The following is a 20,734-nucleotide window of genomic DNA, read 5'->3' as shown; positions in this document are numbered from 1 at the left end:
GTTTGTTGAAAAATCTCTCTTTATTTTGAAAACATGCTTTGCAAAAAAGCCTATTTCAACCCAAAATGGAGGATTTATCTACTTTTTAGTTTAGAAAGGACATATGCTGTGCCAAGGGTATTTTAAAGAAGAGCAATAGTATATTTGGGGAATAAACTATTTCAAAAACCAATGCTATTTTCTAGTATGGAATATTCCCTACAATCAGCCTCTCATAAAATAAAAGTCACCTCAATAGGAATTGAACTTTGCTCGATTACCTCTTTACAAACAGGTCAAGAATATATGTGGCAAGCTGATCCCGCTATTTGGGGGAGTCATGCTCCTGTTCTTTTTCCTATCATAGGTTTGTTAAAGGACAATTACACAGAGATAGAAGGCAAAAAATACTTTATTCCAAAACATGGATTGGTTAGGAATTCGGATAAGATTAAACTTATTCAATCCACTGAAAATAGCCTTCATTTCCGTTTTTCATATGATCCTGAAACTTTGGAAAAATATCCTTACCTGTTTCAATTTGATGTGATATATAGGCTGGAGGGAAATAAAATCACCGTAGAACATATTACCAGCAACTTGGGCAAAGAGCCGATGTATTATTCTCTGGGTGGACATCCAGCTTTTCGCTGTCCTCTGAATCCAGACGAGAAGTATGAAGATTATTATTTGTCCTTTCCAGAAGAGGAAACAGATGGAACTTGGCTTTTAGACGAAAATGGATTAGTCAGTAATCAACAAAAAAGTATCCTAGCAAATAGTAATAAACTGCCTTTGAATAAGCATTTATTTGATCAGGATGCTCTGATATTCAAGCACCTAAAATCCAGAACTGTGAGTTTAAACCATCAAGAAAATGGTCCTGTTCTTTCCTTGGATTTTCAGGATTTTGACTATTTGGGAATCTGGGCGAAACCTGGAGCTCCTTTCGTATGCTTGGAACCATGGTTGGGAATCGCGGATAGCTCAGACAGTCAGCATGACTTCAAAAGCAAGGAAGGCATTCGGGTATTACAAGCAAACCAAACGGAAAAGAAATCCTATTCCATTCTGATCCACGATTAAATGGCTTCGCTTTCCTCCAAATTGGTCACATCCACGCTGACTTTCATTTCTTGTTCGCTTCCACTGTAAACAATGCCTTTTAAAGGAGTTACATCTGCAAAATCTCTTCCTACGGCTACTCGGATGTGTTTATCATTTACCAAGAGATTATTTGTTGAATCAAATTCAACCCATCCATGCTCAGGAATATAAACTGCAATCCAAGCATGTGAAGCATCTGATCCAATCAATTTAGGTTTTCCGGGAGGTGGAATGGTTTCTATATAACCGCTAACATACCTTGCTGCCAATCCTAACACGCGAAGACATGCCAGGGAAAAGTGAGCAAAATCCTGACAAACTCCTTTTTTATGTTCAAAGACTTTTTGAAGAGGAGTACTGATATCCGTAAATCCTGGAGTAAAAGCAAAATCATCAAATATCCTTTTATTCAAATCCAGCATAGCTTCCATAATAGGTCTACCTGGTGTAAAGGATTTTAAAGCGTAATCCTTAACTCCATCAATAAATTGCACATGATTGGATTCCAGATAATATTGACGGATATCATTGGTAGCCTCTACGGTATGTAGCCAATCAACTACTTTCTCCCAAGGCATGGTTTCCTTAGGATGGATAGCAATCCATGCAGGCTGCTGTAAATCCAGAATACTTTGAGAAGTAACTGTCAGTTTTTTATGGGAGCGCTCTACTGAAAAATACAGGTATTTGTTTCCAAAAAAATCCATTCTTTCCATCTCGGAACTTGGCTTAGGACTGATTTCGCAGACATATTTTTCTACTTTCTGAAAATCAGTATCCTGAGGAATCTGAAACATCAGATTATGGCAGAGTGTCGCAGGAAACTCGTAGATATAATCTGTGATATGGATAACTTGATATTTCATATTTCAGGGATGACAGAGGTTTGAATCATACTGTATCCTGAGCCGGTATGACTGAAATATTTTTCATAGATCAAATCAGAAGTGTCATGAAGCAATTCAATAATTTGATCCAGCATTGACGTCAAATGATCAAATTCATGCGTTGTCGGATTGGAAGTAGATAAGAAATCGACATCACAAAGTCTGATTTTAGTAATTGCTTCCAAAAGCTTTTTCCTTTCGAAACCAAACATCTCATGGTCTTCATGGTTAGGAAGCGCTTTAAGATGAGAGTCGATTTCAAGCAATTGGAAAATCAAAGATCTCGGGTTGTCCTCATGCAAAATTAGCAAGCTCAGCACCCCATGCATCTCCAGATTGGATCTGTAACGGTATCTGTAGGTTACCAAGCTTTCATTACATCTCAAGGTATCCTCCATCAATTCTTTATTGGATTCAACATCAAAGGATTTGCTGAGCATTCCGCGTAGAATGGTACAGTTATTTGCGGCTGATTCAATGAATCGACCAATATTCAAAAGGTGCCAAGTTGGCTCCCGGGTCATATTATCAATGTTCAAACCGTAGAATGCCATCAATTTGACCACCATGTTGTCAAGACTTTGGTAGGCTTTAGTCAATGAATTTTCAGACTGACGCATTTTTGCCAATTCTTCTGATATACTATCCAAAATCCTCCAAGTATCTAAACTCAAACGGTCTCGGACAGCGTATGCATTTGTCAAAAATGATTGGATGGAATAAGCGATGCTTCCTGGTTTGTCTACATTATGAACCAAATCCAATAATTCTGGCTCGGGGTTCATCAAATGGGCTTTTTCCAAAAATCCCGGAACTGTTCCGGTCATTATAGTAAGTGTTCTCAGTAAAGAGCTTAAAACCGGAGTTTCATGAATATGAATATCCTCATCGGCTTCATTGTAAGAAAGCAATGTCATACGCATTAGTCGTACAGCATAAGCTGATCTCTCCAAATACCTTCCCAACCAGAAAAGGCGCTCCCCTGTCCTACTTGGCAAAACATTTCGGATCAGAGGTTGTGCTTTAATCGGCTTGGTCAAAGTCGTAACCACATCTTTAGACTTTCCAAGTACCCAAGTGTCCTTACTTATGCCACCGGTTTGATTGGAAACCAAGAAAGCCCCTTTTTCCGGAGAACTTCTAGAAAGCCCACCTGACATCACTTTATAGCTTTTATTCTCAGAGTCGGCAACTACATAACTTCTGAAAACAGCATTTCTTGCCTCAAGTTTATTGTTGATCCATGAAGGAGAAGTTGAAAAATCCACCATCTCCTGGCCCACATACATGTATGGATTTCTTTCAATTTCTTTTTTTAGAGTACTCAACTGTTCTTTAGTAAGATCACCTCCAAAAACAGATTTATGGTTCGTTCCTCTATAGATATTTCGAATCACTAGTGAATCAATATGATCGAAAACATACTTCAATTCCTTAGGCTGTCCGCACCACCAAGTCGCAACAGAAGGCAAAATCAAATCCTGTCCAAGTAATTCTTTTGAGATTTTTGGAAGGAATGCCATAATGCCTGGATTTTCAAGAACTCTGCATCCCAATGGATTGATCACTAAAACTTTCTTTTGTCTAACAGCTTCCATCAGACCGACTACGCCTAAGTGGGAGTCATTTTTGAATTCCAAAGGATCACAAAACACATCATCTACACGGCGGATAATTACATCTACCTTTTCAAGTCCCTTTATAGTTTTAAGCCAAACATAGCCACCACTAACTGTGAGATCTTCTCCAAAGGCAAGCGTAAAGCCCATAAACGAAGAAATGTAAGCATGCTCAAAAAAGGTCTCGTTGGTTGGACCTGGAGAAAGCAATACTACACGGGGATTTTCCTTATTATTTGTAAGGTGAGATAAGGTGTTTTTAAAAGTCTGATAGTATGAGGTGATTTTTCTGACATGATTTTCCCGGATTAGTTCTGGAAAAACACGAGTCATTGCAGCACGATTTTCAAAGGTATATCCTGCCCCAGAAGGAGCATCTGTTCGGTCATGAAGAACCCACATTTTACCATTTGGGCCTCTAGCCAAATCAGATGAATATTGGATCAATTGCTGGTCACCATCCAATTTGATGTCCTGAACTTGTCTCAGAAAGCCTCTATGGTTGTAAATCAGCTCAAAAGGCAAAAGCCCATCTTTGATAAGTTTTTGAGGTCCATAGAGATCATTTAGGATCAGGTTAAGTAATTCAGTTCTTTGAATCAAACCTTTCTCGATGCCCTCCCATTCTTCCGAATTGAAAACCATGGGAACAGGATCCAAGATCCAGGGACGGTTCATCCCGTCTGGATCCCCATAGACATTATATGTAACCCCATTTTCACGAAGCTGACGGCTGACTTCCTCCTGGAACTGCCGCATTTTCTCCGATCCAATCTGTTCGTAATATTTAGCTATTCGCTCCCAATGGGAATGTATTTTTCCTTGATCGGTGGCCATTTCATCAAGAAATGGCGCATTATTGAACATCTTTTCTATAAGATATGATTCAATCATTTCTCCTAATTGAAGTAATTTCAATTTCCTTTATTAACTCTCACCTTTTCTTGTAGCGACGAAGATCCATGGTGTAAGGGAATTCAGGGCTGACGATTTCTGTTTCCACATCGTAATAAGCCTGACTGTCTACCTTGGTGATATACCTACCAGTGTTCAATTCATCTTTCACCGTCAAATTAACAGGTTTCTCAGCGGTAATTGTATGCCCAAAGTCAAAAAACCTGGAAATTCTTCGTGCTTCCGCTTCATTACTATTGATTGGGAAAGTATCGTAGCTTCTTCCACCAGGATGGACTACATGATATTGGCAAGCGGCAACTGATTTTTTGGTCCAAGAATCGTAGAGATCTATTATCAATGGAGTATCAATTCCTATGGTTGGATGTAAGGCAGAAAAGGGTTGCCAAGCTCTATATCTGATTCCGGCTACGTATTCTCCTTGCACCCCAGTATTTTTCAAGGGGATTTTAAAGCCATTGCAAAGCAAATAATACCTAGAGTCAGTCAATCCTGAAATCTTTACCTGCAATCTCTCTAAAGACGAATCAACATATCGCGCTGTACCCGAACTAGAAATCTCCTCTCCCAAAACATGCCAAGGTTCTATGGCCATATTCAGTTGAATATGGATTTCTTCTGCATGTAATTCACCGATAAAAGGAAATCTAAAGCTGAAAAACGGATCAAACCAAGACACATCAAAATCATAACCCGCCCTTTTCAAATCTTCGACTACTTCAGCCATGTCTTTCTGACAATAATGCGGAAGAAGGAATTTATCATGCAAGGAAGTACCCCAACGCACTAGTTTATGATTGTATGGTTCCTTCCAAAACCAACTCATCAGCGCTCGGATCAGTAAAAGTTGAACCATGCTCATGCGGTAATGGGGAGGCATATCAAAGCCTCTAAATTCCAAAATCCCTAATCTTCCGCTGCTAGAATCCGGGGAATACAACTTATCAATACAGAACTCTGCCCTGTGGGTATTTCCAGTGATATCTACCAAGAGATTTCTGAAAATCCGATCTACCATCCAATAAGGGATTTCGTTTTCCTGACCATCAGGAACCTGTTGGAAAGCCAATTCCAGTTCATATAACATGTCATCTCTTCCTTCATCGACTCTTGGTGCCTGACTAGTTGGACCTATGAATTGAGTGGAAAAGAGATAGGATAAAGCCGGATGATGCTGCCAATAAGTAATAAAACTGCGAAGTACGTCAGGTCTTCTCAGTAAAGGGCTGTTTTCAGGTGTCGTTCCGCCTAAAGTGATGTGGTTTCCACCACCTGTTCCGGTATGTTTTCCATCAACGTTAAACTTTTCACTTATCAACCGGGATTCCCTGGCTTTTTCATAGAGAATGCCATAATTGTTCAGGATTTCCTTCCAGGTTTTGGCTGGCTGAATATTTACTTCAATCACTCCGGGATCAGGAGTAATCATCATTTTCTCTATTCTAATATCAGAAGGAGGATCATATCCTTCGATCAGAATTGGAATCTTTAATTTTTTGGCAGTTCTCTCTACTGCACTTACCAAATCCAGGTAATGGTCTAAATGAGTCGTTGGAGGGAAGAAAATAAATAATTTACCTTCTCTAACTTCTACTACCAAAGTTGTTTTAAAGATCCTTTTGGAATTGATTGGAGGCTTTTTACCCTTAAACCTTTTGGATGATTTAGGGAGCTTTTTGACTGGCTCAAATAAATCTCTTTCTGGTAGGACAATTTCATCTTTGGTTGCTGGTTGCTCTATAGAGTCCAAAGGCAATCTCAAGCCTGCCGGAGAATTTCCTGGAACTAGATATAAATCATCTCTTCTGAATTTCCATTTGCAACTCTGCCATCTTTCTTCTTTAAACTCCCATTCCAAAGGGACAGAAAAGCCAACAGGTTTCCCCAAGCCTTTGTTAAGCAGTTCTGCAAGCTTTTGTCTTTCCAAAGAGGATTTTAGATTAAATTTCTTTGGGTTGATATTGACTGGAACTTTTCCCTCTTGCCAAATGAAATAAAATGGATCTTCATAAAGCGGAGAAATATTTTGCTTGTCTACATTCAATTGCTGAACCAAGTTGTTCATGAAGCTCTTGGCATGTCGGCTATTGAGTTTGTAATCTTTTGATAAATCTGCCATCAAAGAATCATCATGCCAGATTGCCTGCCCATCTTTCCTCCAGAAACAGGCTAATTTCCATCTAGGCAAAGGTTCACCAGGATACCATTTTCCTTGCCCATATTGCATGAGGGCACCCTTTCCAAATTGTCCTTTGAGCTTATGAAATAAAATATTGGATAAACTTCGTTTGTGTTCTCCGTCTGCAGCAGTATTCCATTCCGGAGCATCTTGATTGTCAACTGACACAAAAGTTGGCTCACCTCCCATCGTCAGCCTGACATCATTCGCTTCTAGATCAAGGTCTACGATATCCCCTACTTTCTTTATTTTTTCCCAGGTTTCATCAGAATAAGGTTTGGTTACCCGTGGAGTTTCCTCGATTCTTGTTACCTCATTGACGAAGTGAAAAGTGGTTTCGGCTGGTTCAGCCATCCCTGATATTGGGGCAGCATCCTGAGGACTTGGAGTACAAGCCAATGGAATATGACCTTCTCCTGCGAATAAGCCAGAGGTAGAATCCAACCCAATCCAGCCTGCACCAGGTACAAACACCTCAGTCCAAGCATGCAAATCCGTAAAATCCTCTTCAGGACCTGACGGACCATCCAAAGACTTCTCATCTGATTTAAGCTGAATCAAATAACCCGAAGCAAAGCGCGAAGCCAAACCCAAGTAGCGTAAGACAACGACCATCAACCAAGCAAAATCCCTACAAGATCCAGAACCCAAAGTCAGCGTCTCCTCACAGGATTGCACCCCCGGCTCCATACGGACATGATATTTCAATTCCTGATGGATTAATTGATTGATTGCAACCAGGTAATCCACAGTAATCATATTTTTCTGTAACAAAGCTTTCACCTTACCTACCAATTTCATCAACAAGGGCCCGTTTTCTTTTTTCTCCAGATAAGGAACCAACTGGGCATTCAGGCTTTCCTCGTATTGAAAGGGAAATTCATGTGCATAGTCTTCAACAAAAAAATCAAATGGATTTATCACCACCATATCCGCAATGACTTCCACATCGATTTCAAAGAACTTAACCTTTTCAGGAAAAACTATCCTTGCGAGGTAGTTTCCAAAGGGATCTTGCTGCCAATTGATGAAATGGTTTTCTGGCTTTACATTGAGTGAATAACCCTTAATGAAGGTTCTGGAATGGGGTGCAGGTCTCAAGCGGATCACTTGAGGACTCAAAGAAATATGACGATCGTAATCGTATCGGGTAAAATGCCTTACAGCAACTTTAATAGACATAGGTTGAGTTTAAATCGGAAAAGGGCTTTGTCAAATTCAATAATTAAAAATGACTTTGGCTATTTGGGCGGTGCTGAATAAAGTAATTTAAATATTGAAGAACAGTTCCTAAAATTTAAAAAATAAATCATGAATATCCTCAAAGACAATACTTTCTCCGAATTAATTAATTCTTAGTCTAGAACTGAAAAACCTTTTCTGAAAAGCTATTTGACCCTAAAAAAAGAAGCACAAACCTGATGGCTGTGCTTCTCTGATTAACCTGAAATAAAAACTTAATTGGATTTCCAGGAATTATACATTTGATTGATTTCCTCAGGACTTGGAGTCTTACCTGATAAGACGTCAACTTTAAATTTGAAAGTCATAGATTCTCCTCCATCCAACTTATAATTCAATTCTTCTTTTCCCTCGCTCATGGCTTTTTGGCCAAGTGGATTTGCTGCAAATAGTCCGTAGCCTCTTGCATGCCAATAGGTTGGATAGCCTACATTTTGAGGATTATCATATATTATCACGGAAATTGGCTCCTCACCGATTTTTCCGGCAAGCTCTACCCAGTCCCCTCTTGTTCCCCAGACATCATCGCCTTTCTTACCATTGCTGCTGGTATACATTCCTGTAATTCCTTCATTGTTCATGGTAGGCACATCGGTGATTTTTCCAGATGCATCTGTAAATAATTCAGGCTTCGTGGACGGATGCTCCAATTCCCTCGCTACACGTAGCGCCAGCATTCCTTCTTTATTGTCTGTGAAAGAAACAGGTCCATTCACTGCGGTCAAAGTTGCAGTTCTTTCAATTGAACGATCCATCCCATCTGCTTTGAAAACAAAAGTTGTTTCCTCTTCTAATAATGTTTCACCGGCTTCATTTTTCCATTCTTGCACAACTGTCATTTTTCCTTCCAAACCAGAAGAAATATCCTTGATTTCTTTCAATACAATATGTCCATAATCCGGTTTTTTCTCCGCAGGGATCGCATAGGAATTATTCCAAAAATCAAGTCCATTTACATCGCCGTAATTGAACCATAAGCCGATATGATGTGGATGATCAAAACGCTCTCCCGGTCTTGGTGCCAAAGGCCAGCCTCTTGTAATGGTTGTTCCGGCTGCAGTATTGATTGGGAAAAGTACAGGCTTATCCAATGTATCCGGATAAATAAACGAGGTAAAGAGTTTCCCATCCACCATCACGTCTACCTTCTTTTCTGCTTCGTTTTGAATAAGTTCTACTTTCGGGGAGCTTGTCTCCATTTCTTCTGAAGTTTCGGTAGTATCAGTTGATCCAGAGCTACAGGCTGCCATAATTGCGGCAGCAGTTAGACCCATTAACAACTTCTTTGTTTTATAGAATTGCATAGCTTTTAGAAATAAAATCAATTAGAATTTAAATGAATTAAACAATACCAAGTGCATTGGCTTTCAAAGAATTAAACAAAGCCAATTGCTCCTTTAAAGCTGCAACTCTGTCAGCAGGCTCTGTTCTGGCTTCCATTAAAATCCAGCCCTCATAATTCATCCCAGCAAAGAGTTTAAACAGTTCGGGATAAGGATAGTCTCCCTCGTTGAATTCACGCACATGCACCGTATCTCCAAACCATTTTTTTACAGAATTGAAATTGGCTTCCAGTCCAGGAGGCAACAAATCTTCCTGATTACAATTCCAGCAGATTTTAACATTGGGATCTGTTACCTGATCAAATATTGCTTTCATATTTGGTAGCTCTTGGGTCAAATGACCATGCACCTCAACTCGAACCAATTGACCATAATCTCCTGCAAATTTTCCGACTTCATTGAAAGAAGCTGCTATTTGGGCAATTGTCTTTTCTTTGGGAACATCAGCTGGCAGAGTATTAGGCTTCACTTTGATCCCTGTAGCCCCGATGTCATTGCATAATTTGATGTATTCTTTGGTCTGATTAATATTCTCTTGAAGCACTTTAAGATCTGGACTATGATACTCGAAATTACTTCCATACCCCAAACAAGTAACAGGGCTATCCGCAAATCTCTTTTTAACAGCTTCTCTTTCCTGAGCTGAAAGACTGGTTTCCACTCCATGAGCATGCTGGGTTCTAAGCTCTACACCTAGCACGCCAGCTTCTTCGCAATTACTTATCAGAGTTGGCAAATCCCAGTCTCGTCCCCATTGGTAAGTCACCAAGCCAAACTTCATTCCCGAAGCTTGGGAATTGGCAAAAGCGCTGAAGGGTAAATTTCCAGCTGATAAAGCCAGACCTGCGGTTAAACTTTTCAGAAGGAATTCCCTTCTTGAATTTGATTCAAACATAGTTTTATTGGAATAAAAAGTTTTTAGACTTGATTAGGGACTACAAATCCTGCTCTATAATCTCTGGTTAATAATTTATCTGCGGCTTTGTCTTTGACAAATTTCTCAGTCTTGCCATCGAAATGAAGCTGTCTTTGAGTTAGGTAAGAAACATTGGCAATAAGAGGAAGTACCGATGATTTAAAACCCTCTTCAATATCACAATGTAAGGTTTCATTGTTTTCTGAACGAATTGCATCAAGGAAATTCGCATAATGCTCTGCCCCACCTGGCGCTGCTAAAACCTGATTACTCGGAGCTGCCTCTTCTCTTTTTTTGCTCATTGCAAAAGGCTCTTTTTCATTTTGTTTATAGGCTCTCCAAGTGCTCCCGTTCAATTCCAAATATCCCTCTGTTCCATAAAATATATTTCCTATTTCTACGCCAAGACTTGATTCTCCATTGGTATATCTGCCTCTGGTTTCAAATTCCAGCGTTTTGCCATCGGCATATTTAAAAATTGAAGTCTGGGTGTTTGGAGTTTCTTGTGAACATTCAGTTGGGGAAATCCCATAAATTCCACCGGATGAATAAACCGTCACAGGGTGTTCATTCTTATTGAGACCCCATCTAGCAATATCAAATTGGTGTGGGCCTTGGTTTCCCGTATCACCATTGCCAGTAGCCCAATGCCAGTGCCAGTTATAGTGTACTTTCTTTTCATTGTAAGGTTGGTATGCTGCAGGGCCTAGCCATTGATCATAATGCAAAGAAGCTGGTGCCGTGCCATCAGGAGCTATTCCAAACGAATTTCTTGGTTTGTAGCAAAGTCCTCTGGCCATGTAAACATCACCAATTCCTCCTTGATGTAGAAAAGCAATAGCTTCCATGACATTGGCTATAGAACGGTTTTGAAAACCAACCTGAACCCTTCTATTGTATTTTCTGGCAGCCTCAACCATTTTTCTTCCTTCGAAAACATTATGGCTAGCCGGCTTTTCCACATAAACATGCTTTCCTGCTTGACAGGCCCAAATTGTGCCTAATGCATGCCAATGGTTAGGAACTGCAAAGGAGACAGCATCTATTTCCTGATCATCAAAAACCTTTCTCATATCCCATTCTGTCAAGGGAGTGACTCCGGTTTTTTCAATTACAATTTTTGATTTTTCGGGATAATATTGCTCATCGACATCGCAAAGGGTTTTTAGCCTGACATTCCTATTGTCTTTGAGCGCACACCATTGATCTATGTGATTACTTCCCTGACCTCGAATACCGATTACAGCTACATTTATTCGTTCATTTGCTCCTATGATGGAAGCATATGACTTGGCTGACATACTCATTCCAGCCATTGCAATACCCGCTGTTCCCAGCACGGATTTCTTTATAAACTCCCGCCTTTTGGTCATTTGATTAGGGTTTTTGGGTTAAAGTCAATTTTTATTTCAATCAAAAAAAGAAAATTAAGCATTCATCCTATGATCTTTTTCAATCTAAAGATTCTCCACATAGCATTCAATATGAATTATTTATACTGTATCAAAAGATGCGGAAACGTTTTCGGATTTAATTCAAGCTATTGATTTTATCCCCTGATAATTGAAAAAAGACCTTTTTAAAAAAAATAGACTTTGATTTTTCAGTAATTCGGTAGATTTTCGATACAATGAACCCAACCACCGACCTGGATTCAATCCACCTGAATTTCTCTCCTGAAGATTTATTGCTTTTAAATTTAGCCTTAGCGCTGATCATGTATGGAGTGGCATTAGATCTAAGATTTGAGGATTTTAAGTATCTGGCCAAAAATCCTAAAGGGTTCTTTTTAGGTGTTTTCTCCCAGTTTATCCTATTACCTTTTTTAACCTGGGTATTGGTTTTATTTATAAATCCTCCTCCTAGTGTGGCATTGGGAATGTTCTTGGTAGCAGCTTGTCCAGGTGGGAATGTTTCTAATTTCTTAAGTAATCTTGCGAAAGGAAATACAGCTTTATCTGTCAGTCTCACAGGCTTTTCCAGTTTGGTTTCAATAATCACTACACCATTGAATTTCGCGATTTGGGCAAGTCTTTATGGACCCACTTCGGTATTGTTGAAAGAAATTGAATTGGATTATACAGATGCCTTTATCACTGTTTCAATGATCTTAGGAATCCCTTTGATCTTTGGTATTCTGACTCATCAAAAAGCTCCTGAATTTGCCATAAAAGCTTCCAAAATCTTAAAACCTCTAAGCTTATTGATCTTTGGAGCATTTATCGTGGTGGCCTTTTTAGGGAATTTCGACCTGTTTTTAGAATATATTTCTATCATATTTTTATGGGTTTTAGCTCACAATTTTATTGCTTTGGGGGCTGGATTTATCACTGGAAAAGTATTTCGCCTTCCCTTAGCTGATGTGAAAACATTGACTATTGAGACAGGTATTCAAAATTCGGGTCTGGGACTGGTTTTAATTTTTACCTATTTTAATGGTTTAGGCGGTATGGCTATTATTACAGCCTTTTGGGGAATATGGCATTTAGTTTCAGGAATGACAGTTGCCTCGCTATGGAAAAATAAAGAATGAAAGACTTCGTAAATTTTTGGCTTCGCCTGATGGTAAAAGCCTGCCTTCATCTCTATTTCAAAAAGATTAAAGTCCAAGGAAAGTCAAATATTCCTGCAAACAGGCCAGTCATCTTAGTAGCTAATCATCAAAATGCATTGATTGATCCACTTTTATTGGCTACTCATACCCGATTGAACCCATTTTTCTTGACCCGGGCATCGGTTTTTAAAAATCCAATTGCAGCAAAATTGTTGGATTTCATCAGAATGCTACCTGTCTATCGTGTGAGAGATGGTTTTTCTACGATACAGCAAAACCAGCAGATCTTTGACAAGACCTATGAAATTCTAAAAAAGAATGGGACTGTTATCATTTTTGCGGAAGGCAGTCATAGCAATGCGAGGAACCTGAGGACTTTGAGCAAAGGTTTTACCCGAATGGCTTTTGGGCTAAAAGAAAAATACCCGCATACAGAGCCTGTTATTTTACCCGTAGGAATTAACTATTCTTCCCATAGAAAATCAGGAAGTAGAGTTGAAATAAATTTTGGAAAAACTATTGAAGTGGATATGCCCAACTCTCAGTCTGGGAAGCTGACAAAAGCAGTTGAAAAAGCCCTCCATCAATTGGTAGTTGAGATTCCGAATGAAAATTATGAGGAGAATCTAAAGGCTTTAATAGATCATGGAGTAGATCTAACAGACAAAGAAGCGGTAGAAAAATATCTTCAGACTGGAACAGTAGATAACCCAATAGATTCCTTTTCAGGTCTTAAAAACAAGCTGATGAAAATCTTTCATTTCCCCTTGTATTTGATTTGGCTTTGGAGAGCTCCGAAGATTAAGGACAAAGTTTTTGACTCGACGATTAAGTTTTTGATTGGTTTTGCATTAGGGCCACTTTATTATCTAGTGTTGCTTATGCTGGCTTTAGGGACCGGATTGGGTTCTTGGGCTTTAGCATTTTTGATTATGGCAGTGATATCGCTTTGGGGAAATAAAAATCCTCAGGAATAAATGGAGTGAAACCAAATATTCTTTGGTTTATTTTTTAACTTTGGGAAGTAGTAAAACCCAAAAATAACTAAACCATGACTGAAGATTTCCTACCCATCAATGGGACTGATTATGTGGAGCTATATGTTGGCAATGCCAAACAGTCTTCACTTTTTTATCAATATGCCTTTGGATTTGAACTGATTGCCTATGCTGGCCCTGAAACGGGATTAAAAGACAGGGCTTCCTATGTTTTGAAACAGGATAAAATCAGACTAGTTCTTACTTCTGCCCTTTCTCCTGATAGCCCGATTACTTCTCACGTGATGAAGCATGGTGATGGCGTCAAAGTATTGGCCCTTTGGGTGGATGATGTAGATAAATCCTATTATGAAACTACCTCAAGAGGAGCTGAATCTGCAGCAGAGCCAAAAACCCTTTCAGATCAGTTTGGAGAGGTAAAAATGGCCTCTATCAAAACTTATGGAGACACCATCCATACTTTTGTTGAAAGAAAAAATTACAATGGAGTTTTCCTTCCAGGCTATGTGCCGAGAACCAGCAAGTATAAATCAGAATCCATCGGACTAAAATACATCGACCATTGTGTGGGCAATGTGGAGCTAGGTGAGATGAATCGCTGGGTTAGTTTTTATGAAGATGCGATGGGGTTCAAATTGCTTATCACATTTGATGACAAGGATATTTCCACGGAGTATTCAGCCTTGATGTCCAAAGTCGTTTCTAATGGCAATGGATATATCAAATTCCCGATCAATGAGCCTGCAGAAGGCAAAAAGAAATCACAGATTGAAGAATATCTTGATTTCTACAAGGGTCCAGGAGTGCAACATATGGCGATCGCAACGGATGATATCATACATACAGTCTCTGAACTCCGCAACCGAGGTGTTGAGTTTCTTGAAGTTCCTCAATCCTATTATGATGATTTATTGGACCGTGTAGGCAAAATAGATGAGGATTTACAGCCTTTAAAGGATTTGAACATCCTCGTGGATAGAGATGAGGAAGGATATCTGCTTCAGATATTCACTAAACCTGTTCAGGATAGGCCAACTTTATTCTTTGAAATCATCCAAAGAAAAGGAGCTAAATCCTTTGGAAAAGGGAATTTCAAAGCACTTTTCGAAGCAATTGAACGCGAACAGGAATTAAGAGGAAATTTATAAAGAGAGGCCGACATCAGTCGGCCTTTTTATTCTATACCCCTCCAAATTTTTTTAATCCCTAAAAAGCCCTAAATTTTTTATTATTTATTTATCTATGAAAAAGCTTTTAGCGATTATTTCTCAAACCATTAAAGGCGGAATTTTCTTCCTTTTTCCGATCATTCTTGTGATTGTATTTTTTGAAAAAGCCATGCATTTGCTGCAACCTATTTCAGCTGCATTTGGAGAAAAATTGGGTTTGGATTCAGGAATATTTGAAACTCCTTATTTCCTAACCCTCTTATTTCTGATTCTATTTTGCCTTTTGGCAGGATACATCGCTAATCAGGGAGTTGGAAAAAAAATGGTGCTATGGATAGAAGATCATATTTTGACACTTTTTCCTGGTTATCAACTCATGAAAAATACCCTTCAGAATTCGGCTGGTTTGGATTCTGAAAAGAATTTTCCAGTGGTCTTGGTTCCAATTGATGGTTGGATGCTAGCTTTTAAAGTAGATGAGTTGAGTACGGGGGAATTTGTGGTATTTGTTCCTGGAGCTCCAAATACCTGGGAAGGGAATGTGATAATTTTTGAAAAGTCTAAAGTAAAAGAGACAAATCTTTCCCAAAAAGATGTGCAAAAAGTGATGCGGCAATTAGGAGTCAATTCAAATTTAATCCTTGAAAAACTCCAAGAAAACCCAACAGCTATATAATAATCTTACAAGAAAGCTTTTCCCCAATCTGGGTAATTTTCAAGAAACAACCTTAGAAAAAGCCTTTGTTAATTGTTTTAGTCCTATATATTTTACCAAATAGCTAATTTAACTTTTAATTCATAAAACCCTGTATTTCTGGTTTTTACAAGGGTTTTTACAAATAGACCTTTGATATTATTGGCCTTAAGAAATTAAAGCTACTTTCCTTTAGAACAGAAAGATCCATGGCATGATCCTTTCACCTCTAATCCATAGAAAAAAAGAATAAATATGAGATTAGCAGAGATACTAGGATACGACACAGAGCAAATTTTTGATAAAATCACAGAAAAACTTCAGGCATGGGGAGAAGCAGCCGTAAGTAGTTTGCCAAACTTAGCTTTGGCAATCATCATTATGTTCTCTACCGTATTTTTAGGCAAGGCCGTCAAAAAATACTCGCACAAATACCTCAATCGAATCAACATCAACCCTACTATCAGTAGATTTTTAAGTCAAATTCTGTTCTTAGGAATTTTAGTATTGGGAGTAATGCTTTCCTTATCAGCACTCGAATTGAGTAAAACAGTTTCTTCTATTCTAGCTGGTCTGGGGATTATGGGTTTGGCATTGGGTTTTGCATTTCAGGATACCGCCGCCAACTTTATGTCAGGTGTGTTTATCACCTTTAATCAACCTTATAAAATTGGAGATATCATCCAAACCAAAGATGGTCATGAAGGAACTGTTATTGATGTCAACTTAAGAGTTACAAAAATCAAGACATATAACGGTCCGATTGTTCATGTACCTAACCGAATGCTTTTTCAGGAATATTTTATCAATTTCACCGAAGCAGGAAAGCGACGTGTGCAAATAGATTGTGGAGTCAGCTATGGTGAGAATTTGGAAGAAGTACAGAAAGTGGCTCTTGCAGCGATGCAGGATTTACCCAGTCGATTGAAATCTGAGGAGCCAAGTATTTTTTGGACTGGCTTTGGAGATAGCTCAATCAATTTCACTTTAAACGTTTGGGTTTCATTCACTCAAAATGAAATAAACTTTATCCCAGCAAGGAACGAGGCCATTTTAGCTTTGAAAAAGGCGTTTGATGAAAAAGGAATCACTATCCCATTCCCAATCAGAACATTGGACTTTGGAATCAAAGGTGGTGTAGCCATGCGAGAAGAATTCCAGGGATTGAAATGGACGAGTCAGGAAGAAGTAAGTAACTAATCATGGAAGAGCATCCGAAAGAAGATTTAATTTCTCCTAGCAAATTCAAGCTGCGGCACCTTCCAAATTTGATAGTTTTGGCTTTCAAGCGCTGGAATGCTTCAGATCCTGCAAGACTTAGTGCTGTAGTCGCTTATTATGCTGTTCTATCCCTTCCTGCCCTACTGGTCATTGTTGTCAACACAGTTGGAGCCATTTGGGGAGTAGATATTGTAGCAGGAAGACTTTCAACTCAAATTCAGGGGATTTTAGGAGCCGATACGGCTTCTATTATCAAAGACATGATAAGCAATACCCAATTCAGCGGGAAGTCCACTATAGCAACAATAATCGGCGTGGGAACCCTTCTATTTGGTGCAACGGGAGTTTTTTATCACCTAAAGCTTTCCTTAAACCAGATTTGGGAATTAAAACTAACTGAGCAAATATCATGGTATAAGTTGGCCAAAGACCGATTGATCAGTTTTGGTTTTGTGCTTGTCTTGGGTTTCTTGTTATTGGTCAGTTTTGTATTGACCGCAACACTTTCTATTCTAAGTGAATACATCACCCAAAAGCTCCCGGATGTTTTTCTTTATCTGGCCTTTTTAATGGATTGGGTATTGTCTCTTTCAGTCATTACACTCCTTTTTGGTCTGATTTTCAGATATCTTCCAGATGCCAAAATCAGATGGAAAACAGTTTGGATTGGAGCTTTCTTAACGGCCTTGCTATTTGTATTTGGTAAGTTTTTACTTGGACTTTACTTCGGCGCTACTAACCCAGGATCAACTTATGGAGCAGCAGGTTCAATCATTTTGATTTTGCTTTGGGTATCTTATTCCTGCTTGATTTTCTTCTTTGGAGCAGAATTCACAAAAGTCTTTTCCATAAAATATGGCTATGGAATCATCCCTTATGAAAGCTTTTCAAGAGTTAAAAAAAAAGAAGTAATAATCGACAAAAAGGTTGAAAAGGCTCCATTACCTGAATCTGAACCATAATTCCAGCTTTTCATATACAGTTTTTGGACCTAAAGTTACAGCTGGAGTCATTTCTTCAGCAGTATGAAACTTAGTGCCTATGGCTGGAATTTTATACAAGAATGCAATATCTGAGACTGTTTGAACTGGCTTGATTCCAGGGGTAGAATCATCAGGATATTGAGGTTTGAATAAACTCAAAAACAGGTTTGGCGTATTGGAACGAATATCGATTTCCCCATCTTCTGTGAAAATCTGGAGAGCGTGAAAATCGGAATAAAAGCCTTTGAATTCCGGATAAACCAAGCTATCAAAACTGTATCCGGTTTGAGTATTGTTGAATTCCTTTTGCCAAAGTCCAAAACCAACACCCTCCATCCTATTTCCCCAAACTCTATAAGGTCCATTTCCAATAAAATTGGCAGACTTGATTTTTGATTCAGGATAAGAAAAACCTAAGCCTAGAAGCGGAGAGTCTACAGGACTTGTAGGCGCCATCGCTTCAAATTTCAATTCTGAGGTTGGTAAAACAGTCCAGGTAACTTCAGTCGGATAAGCTTCATAAATTGCCTTTACTTGGATGGAACCATCTTTTAACTTTTTCCAACTTACATTTTTCACCTTTGATTCAACTCCCTCGATTGTTGGGTTTTGGGATAGATAAAAGAACTTCCTATTCACTTTGACCATCTCCAGAGTCCCGTTGGATTTTCCGAAAAAATAGATTCTTCCGTCTACCTCAATCTGAAGATCGGAAACTGATTCCCTTACTTTAATTGGATAAACCTCAATGCCACTTTGGTCGAAATAACTTTTATTACCTTCCAATGGCTTATGAATAGACAAAGCCCACTCATTCACTTCCTTTCCATGAATTCCAAATGCTTTGATTTTTAAAATATCTCCGGATTTCCAGTTATCAGGAAGTTCCAAATCAATCATTTCACTCTGGCCAGGCATTAAAGAAGGCAAAGAAATCTTTTTGGAGCTTAGGACATTTGTTCCTTCCCAGCCTTTGATTTTCAAAACTTCCACCTCCAAATAGGCTGTTTCAAGGTCTGAAAAGAGATAATGGTTACTTAGCAGGACTTTTCCATCAAAAGCTTCCTTTGGATCAAAGTCTGCGAGTTGAATGGGAGACCAAACGGATCGAATGGTATAGAAACTTCCTTCTTTTTCACGAAAAGGTCCTAGAATTCCGTCTGGGGCATGATTTCCATCAGTATCTAACTTTCCTTCTAAATCATCTCTAAGAACCGCTTCATCAGAAAAAACCCATAGAAAGCCTCCTGCATGCAATGGACTTTTACTGTATTTATTCCAAAAATCATTCAGGCCAGCTCCAAGTCCTCCATCATAAAGCCCGTGGAGAAATTCTGTTGGCATAAATATCTCCCCACTTTTATCGAATCTCCCCTCTTTTGTATTGTAAGTGGGATAATGAAACGTATCAATGTTATTTCTTAACAACCATGGGTAGATGACCGGACGATCTTGGATATCATATTCATGAAAACCTTTTTCGTTTTCAAAATTCCATCCTCCTTCATTCCCATGATCCCAAATGACAACAGAAGGATGATTGGCATCCTTTAAAATAGTTTCTAGGACCAACTTAGGTCCAACCTCGGTATCATAAGCATCTTGCCAGCCAGTGACCTCATCCAGAACAAATAAGCCCAGAGAATCTGTCAATTCCAGAAATCTTTCATCTGGAGGATAATGGGACATTCTTACAGCATTCATGTTCATCGCTTTCATCAAGGCAATATCTTCTAGATGATTTTGCTCACTTAAAGCTCTTCCTGTGTTTGGATAAAAGGAATGCCGATTGACACCTTTAAAAACCACCTTGTTATCATTTATGTAAATGCCGTCTTTGGGTCGAAGTTCAACTGTACGAAAACCGAAGCGTTCTGTTTTTTCATAAGTTATTTCTCCTTCTTCTATTAATCGAAAAATTGCATCGTATAAATTCGGTGATTCTGGATTCCAGGTTTTGATGTTTAAGAAGTGATGAGTCATCCAAATTGAATCACTGTCTACCTCTTGACTGATTTTATCAATACTTTTACCAGTCTTTGGATCAATTAAATCCAACTCGATTTTGGAATCTTTTGGTACATCGTTTAAGGTCAATAGCGCTTTAAAATCTCCCGTGCCTTTTGGATCCAATGCAATTCTAGTAAAATGATTTTCAGGAAAAACCTCTAGAAAAACAGGTCTGAATATTCCCCCAAAAATCCAGAAATCCGCTTCCCTTTCTGCTTTGTTAACAGATTCATTAGCAGATCTTTTAGACACCTTGACTTCAAGTGTATTTTCCTTTCCTAAATTTAAATAAGAATCGATTTCATAACCGAATCGATAAAAGCCGCCTTGATGAACAACTCCGACTATTTTGCCATTCACTCTCACCTCAGTATCGGTCATGACTCCATCAAAAACCAACCGGATAACTTTACCTTTCCATTCTCTTGGAGCAAAAAATGAGGTTTTATACTCTCCTATTTCTTTTCCTAAAGTTTTGCTCTTATCCCGATGGTCATGTCCGTAATTAAAGGTTCCAAATCCATGCATTTCCCAGTTAGATGGAACCGGGATCTGAGACCATGTTCCAGCATTTCTCCCTTCACTTACTCTAAATTTCCAATTCACAGCTGTAGCAGCATCTTTTCCACTCAGATAAATTCTATTATAGGAATAGGGGTTTTGGGCATTTCCAGAAACTAAAAGCGTAAAATTAAAGAAGAACCAAAGCAGTCCGACACGAAACAGAAAGTTCATGAAAAGAGGGTGTTATACAATTTCATAAAAATAGTTTTATTCTCAGGCTAAAAAAATCCAACAGTCATTTTTACAAGGCATAAAAAATGTAGACTAGTAAATCATAAAATATTCGCAAAATTCTTTCCATGAATTATCAGGGAAGAATGGCATTAATTCACATTTTCTATAACTTGGAATTCA

The 20,734-nt window shown here is 38.7% G+C and carries 14 protein-coding genes; 7 read left to right on the top strand and 7 right to left on the bottom strand.

Annotation, left to right across the window (positions count from 1 at the left end):
• Positions 1–171 precede the first annotated feature (171 nt).
• Positions 172–1,065: an aldose 1-epimerase family protein gene (locus J0A69_RS14340; protein ID WP_236032879.1), complete on the top strand. Its 894-nt coding sequence runs from the start codon at positions 172–174 to the stop codon at positions 1,063–1,065.
• Here the strand turns inward: J0A69_RS14340 and J0A69_RS14335 are convergent.
• The 6 genes from J0A69_RS14335 to J0A69_RS14310 all read right to left on the bottom strand — a co-directional run bounded on the left by J0A69_RS14335 (position 1,062) and on the right by J0A69_RS14310 (position 11,560).
• The gene (locus tag J0A69_RS14335; RefSeq protein WP_206587297.1) at positions 1,062–1,952 is read right to left on the bottom strand and encodes a transglutaminase family protein; all 891 of its coding nucleotides are present in this window, start codon (positions 1,950–1,952) and stop codon (positions 1,062–1,064) included. The two genes, J0A69_RS14340 and J0A69_RS14335, sit on opposite strands and share 4 nt — an antisense overlap.
• Positions 1,949–4,486, bottom strand: coding sequence for a circularly permuted type 2 ATP-grasp protein (locus J0A69_RS14330; RefSeq protein WP_206587296.1), 2,538 nt, complete (start codon positions 4,484–4,486; stop codon positions 1,949–1,951). The genes J0A69_RS14335 and J0A69_RS14330 overlap by 4 nt, the downstream gene beginning before the upstream one ends.
• A gap of 40 nt (positions 4,487–4,526) precedes the next feature.
• Positions 4,527–7,868, bottom strand: coding sequence for a transglutaminase family protein (locus J0A69_RS14325; protein ID WP_206587295.1), 3,342 nt, complete (start codon positions 7,866–7,868; stop codon positions 4,527–4,529).
• Between the two features lie 275 nt (positions 7,869–8,143).
• Entirely contained in the window at positions 8,144–9,232 is a 1,089-nt protein-coding gene (locus J0A69_RS14320; RefSeq protein ID WP_206587294.1) for a DUF6807 domain-containing protein, read from the bottom strand.
• Between the two features lie 37 nt (positions 9,233–9,269).
• A complete protein-coding gene (locus J0A69_RS14315) occupies positions 9,270–10,166 on the bottom strand; it encodes a sugar phosphate isomerase/epimerase family protein (protein ID WP_206587293.1) in 897 nt (298 codons plus the stop codon).
• A gap of 23 nt (positions 10,167–10,189) precedes the next feature.
• Positions 10,190–11,560 (bottom strand): Gfo/Idh/MocA family protein, encoded by a 1,371-nt coding sequence (locus J0A69_RS14310; protein WP_206587292.1) that lies wholly within the window; start codon positions 11,558–11,560, stop codon positions 10,190–10,192.
• Positions 11,561–11,817: 257 nt separating this feature from the next.
• On the opposite strand from J0A69_RS14310, the gene J0A69_RS14305 reads away from it, so the two are divergent.
• The 6 genes from J0A69_RS14305 (at position 11,818) to J0A69_RS14280 (ending at position 17,785) form a co-directional block, all read left to right on the top strand.
• The gene (locus J0A69_RS14305) at positions 11,818–12,720 is read left to right on the top strand and encodes a bile acid:sodium symporter family protein (protein WP_206587291.1); all 903 of its coding nucleotides are present in this window, start codon (positions 11,818–11,820) and stop codon (positions 12,718–12,720) included.
• A complete protein-coding gene (locus J0A69_RS14300) occupies positions 12,717–13,718 on the top strand; it encodes a 1-acyl-sn-glycerol-3-phosphate acyltransferase (RefSeq protein ID WP_206587290.1) in 1,002 nt (333 codons plus the stop codon). Before J0A69_RS14305 ends, J0A69_RS14300 begins: the two co-directional genes overlap by 4 nt.
• A 74-nt stretch (positions 13,719–13,792) precedes the next feature.
• Positions 13,793–14,887 carry a 4-hydroxyphenylpyruvate dioxygenase gene (gene hppD / locus J0A69_RS14295; RefSeq protein ID WP_206587289.1) on the top strand — a complete coding sequence of 365 codons (1,095 nt, stop codon included), beginning with the start codon at positions 13,793–13,795 and terminating at the stop codon, positions 14,885–14,887.
• Positions 14,888–14,981: 94 nt separating this feature from the next.
• On the top strand, positions 14,982–15,584 hold the full coding sequence (locus J0A69_RS14290) for a DUF502 domain-containing protein (RefSeq protein WP_206587288.1): 603 nt from the start codon (positions 14,982–14,984) through the stop codon (positions 15,582–15,584).
• A 273-nt stretch (positions 15,585–15,857) separates the two neighbouring features.
• Complete coding sequence (locus tag J0A69_RS14285) at positions 15,858–16,802, top strand: mechanosensitive ion channel family protein (RefSeq protein ID WP_206587287.1); 945 nt, start codon at positions 15,858–15,860, stop codon at positions 16,800–16,802.
• 2 nt (positions 16,803–16,804) lie between these two features.
• On the top strand, positions 16,805–17,785 hold the full coding sequence (locus J0A69_RS14280; protein WP_206587286.1) for a YihY/virulence factor BrkB family protein: 981 nt from the start codon (positions 16,805–16,807) through the stop codon (positions 17,783–17,785).
• On the opposite strand, the gene J0A69_RS14275 is transcribed toward J0A69_RS14280, so the two are convergent.
• Complete coding sequence (locus J0A69_RS14275) at positions 17,765–20,551, bottom strand: glycoside hydrolase family 2 protein (protein WP_206587285.1); 2,787 nt, start codon at positions 20,549–20,551, stop codon at positions 17,765–17,767. The two genes, J0A69_RS14280 and J0A69_RS14275, sit on opposite strands and share 21 nt — an antisense overlap.
• Between the last annotated feature and the right edge of the window lie 183 nt (positions 20,552–20,734).

Source organism: Algoriphagus pacificus (genome assembly GCF_017254845.1).
GTDB classification, from domain to species: Bacteria; Bacteroidota; Bacteroidia; order Cytophagales; family Cyclobacteriaceae; genus Algoriphagus; species Algoriphagus pacificus.
The sequence above is the reverse complement of the archived record's forward strand: the minus strand, read 5'-3'. Positions and strand labels throughout refer to the sequence as shown.